Here is a 4980-nt window from a genome sequence, read left to right as displayed (position 1 = left end):
ATTATTTAATTGATTTTCAATTATTTAACTGTTTTGTCATGTACTAAGGGTTTAAATATAACAGCATTCTCTTATGGGGTTATCGAAGGCGCATTTACAGGCCTTAAAGGGGGGCAGAACCCATATAATTTAACTGGGGCAGGCTCTCAAATTACATATGGTGGGTATAATACATCTGGAGCTACTTGGGTGAGTTACTTTGAAGATGGAAGCACTCCTTCTTTTGAAGGGACATCAAAAGGATTCGCTATTGGAATTGCAATACCTGATGGTGCATTAGGAGGATTTAAAACTGAAACAACTTTATTATTTCCCTTAAAAAGTGAATAAAGAATGGATGTAAATAAGAAAATACAGTCTTTTTGGTTTTTAGTTTTGTTTTTGATTTTAATTATTGGAGGGATTCTTAGGTATTGTATATTTAAGAGGCCTTATAAAGAATTGTATTCCGTAAAAGAATACTGTTTAAAAGAAAAAGATACTTCTTTTAGTGGACGAATAATAAACACCTATTTTGATAAAACGAACAAAGGTGCATTTGTTTTTTCTTTTAAAGAAAAAGAAGATACTTTAAAACACAGTATTTATTTAATAGTATTACACCCTGAATCATATATTCAGGAAGGAGATTCTATAGTTAAAATTAAAGGCGAGTCAAAATATAATATTTACAAAGATAGTAATCCTGACTCTTTGGTGATTTTAGATTTTGATTGTTCCTTTTGGGATAAAAAGTAGAACATGCTTGTTAGAGAGAAAGGTATTTCGATATAGTCAATCTGTGTTTCGCACTGTATTTAGTATTAAATAAACTGCTGCCTAAGATTAGATTTCAACAAAAAAGCCGAAAGTAAATCTTTAACGGTTTTCTTTTGGTCATCGGGTAAGTCTTGTGTTTTATTAAAAAGATTAAGAAGCTCGTTGTCTGCAATGCGGATACGAGCTTTTTCGTTTTGTTGGCCATAAACAAGTTCGTCGAGCGACATCTCCAAGGCATCAGCCATTTTCTCGGCAATTTCCAATGAAGGTACAGAAATGTTCCTTTCATATTTTGAAAGGTTGGTAACATGTACGCCTATTTTTCCGTACGCGCCGATTTGCAATCGGGGCAAAGTCGAAGCCCTTGCTCGGCGTAGACTACTGTCTACGTCGAATCTTAACCGGCAGTTTGTAACTGCCACCTGTCAATTAGAATTATAAAGATTCATTATTTTGATGGTATTTCAACTTTGCCGGCAGTAATAGTAAAGTAGTTGTAGTCTGGAGGCTACAGTGGTTAAAGCGACGAAGTTGCCGCTCAGCTCTGCCGCTTTGCTTGCAAAGAAACTTCGCCGAGCGGGGAGATAGTGGGCAAGCTCAACGTAGTGAGCTTCGACGAAGAGCCAAGGCGCGTACACATCATTTCGGTGAACAATGCCCGGCTACCATCGGTAAATGAACTTGAAGCCCGGCTAAACAGTATATACCGCCAGGCCGTTTGCACCTGGACGGTTATTGTGCAAGACCCTGTAACGTTAACGTTTCCCGGTGGTAGAATGACACATGGAGGTTCCGGCACGGCATCAACCTATAACAGCGACCAGCATGCCATAGCCACGGCCTTTGAAAGCAGCGGGCGACAAATGGAACCGGGCAGTCTGTACCTCTTCTTTGTGGAAGATGTAACCTTTAAAGACCGCAGTTTGGCGGGCTATATGCCCCTGCAACGGCAGGTCGGATTTATATATGGCAATCCCACCCTCGAGGTGGTGGCCCATGAACTGGCGCATGGCGCATTCATGATGCGGCACACCTTCAGCCCCAAAGCCTATATCATTGGCGAAGGCCAAACCCAAAACCTCATGGACTACGCCGGGGGCACCGAACTCTGGAAGCACCAATGGGATTTGATTCATAACCCGGAAAGTATACTGTTTGCGTGGAGCCAGAGTGAGGAGGAGGGGGCAGCCTATATGACATTGGTAACAAAAGAAGGAAAAGGCATTGGGATTGATTTGCCTGATTACGAAAAGAAGTATAGTTTTCTTACTCCTTCGTTAGTTCCGATTTGGATTAAGGATGCAGAGGAAATTAAATTCTTTGATAATGGAACCGTTTCAAGCTTTGTTGTGGGAGGTGTGAAATATGCGGCAATAGTAAATGACTTAAGTACATATTTTAATTGCTATTATGAATATGACGACTTTTTGAAATTGAAGCAGGACAGGACACGACAAGTAATTGATGGCATTGTAATATCTCAGGATTTAGACCAAAGTAAAATTTACTCAAATTACCAACTTGGTAAGCAAGACGACCCAGTATTTGTATTTACGGATTATACAAGACTTGGGATAAGCTGTATTAAAATTGAAACTTTTAAGGTTCGCAATGCGCCAGAAGGAACCAGTAAAATATCAGGACAGTTTAAAGATATCGAATTGCCAGAAGCCACTACTGAAATAGCACAAAGCGGCGAATGTAAATATCTGGATATTGTAAAGCAATATAATATTGGTGATGGTATAGGACGGGATTTCTTTATATTATTTTATCCTGGTTGTAATGAAAGCCAAACCAAAATTAATGAACTGGTAAGCTTTTGTCAGGAGTTGAACCAAGACGAAGCGGACAACTGTAGAAACACGAAACACCAAATTACTGACGCATTTGCCGAGAAGCTTAGAAATAAAGGAGTTGTAACTCTTGGAGAGTTCTTAGAAAATTATTATATAGGCTATACGCTTGGTGCTTTGGTTATATCTGAAGTCGATTTGTGGATTTATTTAACTGATGATTACAACTCTGTATCACAATGGGAATACTCGGCAGCTGAATTAAAAGTAAGATATAAGTTATTGCAAGACGATAATCCTCTTGCTAAAGGAATACTTGAAAATGAAACGAATGGTAATGCCCAACCTCTAACAGGCGAAGCGTTTGTGAGAAAGTATGGTGATGCAAGCAGTCTTGTAGCATTTATATTATTTTTCCAGTTAGAAGCTGAATTGCTGAATATCGAGTCTGGTGTAAATGTTATAAACCGGGCATCAGGTTTCTTTAAAAGAGCGAAAACCAAACCATTTTCATCAGCATCAATAGCAGATAAAAAAATGCTCGTGAAACTAAACTTAGGCAGTTTAGAGAAGCAATTGAAGGCTCTGAAGATTTTGCCACATTAGTTTCGAGATGGGATAATTTAACAATATCTGAGACGAATAGACTTTATAAGCAGATTTCTAAAACAGATTTGATTGGCGCCAGGACTATTCGTACGCAAACAGATATTTTAGGAGAAATAAAACAACGTAATATTACAAATCCATATAGTTTTGCTCATACAATAGAAGATATTACTTTGTCACAAGATGCGTATTTTGTGCGGGCTTACAATCAGCATAAAACGGGTAGATGGATGATATCAATTGATGATGTTTCCAGCTTTAGTTCTGTTGATGATTTTGTGAGAAAAACTGCATTGCCAGTGATTGATGATTTTGGAAGTGTTATGAAGCCTAATAAAATGGTTTTGGTCAAGGTTCCAAAAGGCAGTGTAGTTAGAAAGAGTGTTGCCAGACCTCAAGATTGGGCGGGGCAAGGACATTTACCTGGAGGAGCAACTCAATATGAAATTTTAAATTTTGATTGGCAGAAAATGGAGAATTGGTTTAAAGATATAGGGGATATTATAGAATTTTTTAAATAGATGAATAATATTAGTTTTGAAAATATTGCATGTACCCAGGTTCGTATTGATGGCGAATTGTATGAATTGCCTTATAGGATAAATTCAGTACTTGATTTTCCTGAAATTCTTATTTTTCACTCTTACCCTAAGAGCATAGATACTCAGGAAAGTCAAGTAAAATTTGATTTTGAAGGCAAGTTTTCTTTATATGCTTTATCAAAAAAGAATAAAGAAGTAATATGGAAGCTTCAAAATGTTGTTGCAGTTTTTCATGAGTGTGTAACAGGGAAACAGGAATCTGATTTTATTACTAAGGAACATTACCTAAGGTACATTGAGACATTTAAAGGGAAATCTTTGTTAACTGTTTATATTGGTGAGTTTCGTAAGCTAATTGATGCCAATACTGGTGAAGCTTATAGCTCAATGGAAAGTCGGTAAATATTACATACAGTTTAATTTACCATTAGCGCAAAATTTTGATTTGTATTGTTGTTAAGCTGTATGTTTTTTATTTTCCAAACGCCAATTTAGTTCTGACGTTTTGTAACAATCCGTCAAGAGCGTATAATATGTGCTTTTTGTCTTCATCGGACAGGCTCTGAATCTCTACTACCCGTTTAATAATGGAATTGTCCAGTTCGACGTTTGTTTTTCCGGTAAGATAGTCAAGAGAGACGCCTAAAGCATCGGCAATTTTGGTTGCAATGTCGATGGAAGGCTTTATTTCATCGCGCTCATACCTACCCCTGCTCCGCGTAGTCTTGTGTCTTAGAAAACGCGTTAGGAGACTACGTCGAATCATATCCGGCAGTTTGTAACTGCCATTGCCAAGAAACAAAAAACATAATCTTTATTATTGCAGCAAGCAGGCTACGGATATTGAATCGACGAAATTTAAAACTTCGCCGAGCGGGAGGATTTGCCTGTTCCACAAAAAGCGCCTAATCCGAGGCATGTCCAGAATCAAAGCTATTATAACGCTATGAACCCAGACTCACAAACATGGCCCAAATCCGAGCAAGCACCAATTACCAATTGGCTCAAACATTACAACCTAAGAGAAGTGTAATACATGGCCGGCCACAAATATGTAAGCAGCACCGAACGCTATAGAATGGACACCCTGGAGGATTTACAGAAAGAACTGGAAAAATATCATCCGCTTAAATAAAAAAATTGAAGGAAATGAACATCGAATTTAGTAGCTTTGTACCATGTTGGTACACACTAAATCGAAATGTCATGTTAGTAATCAGTAGTAGAGAATTTAGGCAAAATCAAAGGCTTTACTTTGAAAGGGCAGATAAAGG

At 37.9% G+C, this 4980-nt stretch carries 7 protein-coding genes; 5 read left to right on the top strand and 2 right to left on the bottom strand.

The window, feature by feature from the left end; all coding sequences use genetic code 11:
* The first annotated feature begins 33 nt into the window (after positions 1-33).
* Together ALKIM_RS0104850 and ALKIM_RS0104845 are read left to right on the top strand one after the other, a co-directional pair.
* The gene (locus ALKIM_RS0104850) at positions 34-330 is read left to right on the top strand and encodes a hypothetical protein (RefSeq protein ID WP_044117755.1); all 297 of its coding nucleotides are present in this window, start codon (positions 34-36) and stop codon (positions 328-330) included.
* A gap of 3 nt (positions 331-333) precedes the next feature.
* Positions 334-738, top strand: coding sequence for a hypothetical protein (locus ALKIM_RS0104845; protein ID WP_026473658.1), 405 nt, complete (start codon positions 334-336; stop codon positions 736-738).
* A 65-nt stretch (positions 739-803) separates the two neighbouring features.
* Here the strand turns inward: ALKIM_RS0104845 and ALKIM_RS17660 are convergent, their stop codons facing one another.
* Positions 804-1103 (bottom strand): helix-turn-helix domain-containing protein, encoded by a 300-nt coding sequence (locus ALKIM_RS17660; protein ID WP_052345399.1) that lies wholly within the window; start codon positions 1101-1103, stop codon positions 804-806.
* A 261-nt stretch (positions 1104-1364) separates the two neighbouring features.
* On the opposite strand from ALKIM_RS17660, the gene ALKIM_RS0104835 reads away from it, so the two are divergent.
* The 3 genes from ALKIM_RS0104835 (at position 1365) to ALKIM_RS0104825 (ending at position 4108) form a co-directional block, all read left to right on the top strand.
* Positions 1365-3161, top strand: a complete 1797-nt coding sequence (locus tag ALKIM_RS0104835; RefSeq protein ID WP_218916667.1) for a hypothetical protein — start codon at positions 1365-1367, stop codon at positions 3159-3161.
* Between the two features lie 68 nt (positions 3162-3229).
* Positions 3230-3685 (top strand): hypothetical protein, encoded by a 456-nt coding sequence (locus tag ALKIM_RS0104830; RefSeq protein WP_026473656.1) that lies wholly within the window; start codon positions 3230-3232, stop codon positions 3683-3685.
* Complete coding sequence (locus ALKIM_RS0104825) at positions 3686-4108, top strand: hypothetical protein (RefSeq protein ID WP_026473655.1); 423 nt, start codon at positions 3686-3688, stop codon at positions 4106-4108.
* Positions 4109-4178: 70 nt separating this feature from the next.
* Here ALKIM_RS0104825 and ALKIM_RS0104820 read toward each other — a convergent pair whose 3' ends face one another.
* A complete protein-coding gene (locus ALKIM_RS0104820) occupies positions 4179-4472 on the bottom strand; it encodes a helix-turn-helix domain-containing protein (RefSeq protein ID WP_044117753.1) in 294 nt (97 codons plus the stop codon).
* Positions 4473-4980 lie beyond the last annotated feature (508 nt).

Origin of the sequence: Alkaliflexus imshenetskii DSM 15055, from assembly GCF_000517065.1 — a bacterium.
Taxonomy (GTDB): domain Bacteria; phylum Bacteroidota; class Bacteroidia; order Bacteroidales; family Marinilabiliaceae; genus Alkaliflexus; species Alkaliflexus imshenetskii.
This window is presented reverse-complemented; position numbering and strand designations above follow the sequence as displayed.

What these genes read in the sequence shown, in the direction of transcription:
- ALKIM_RS0104845 (WP_026473658.1), top strand. Translation starts at nt 334, where the DNA reads ATGGATGTAAATAAGAAAATACAGTCTTTTTGGTTTTTAGTTTTGTTT.
- ALKIM_RS0104825 (WP_026473655.1), top strand. Translation starts at nt 3,686, where the DNA reads ATGAATAATATTAGTTTTGAAAATATTGCATGTACCCAGGTTCGTATT.
- ALKIM_RS0104820 (WP_044117753.1), bottom strand. Translation starts at nt 4,472, where the DNA reads ATGATTCGACGTAGTCTCCTAACGCGTTTTCTAAGACACAAGACTACG.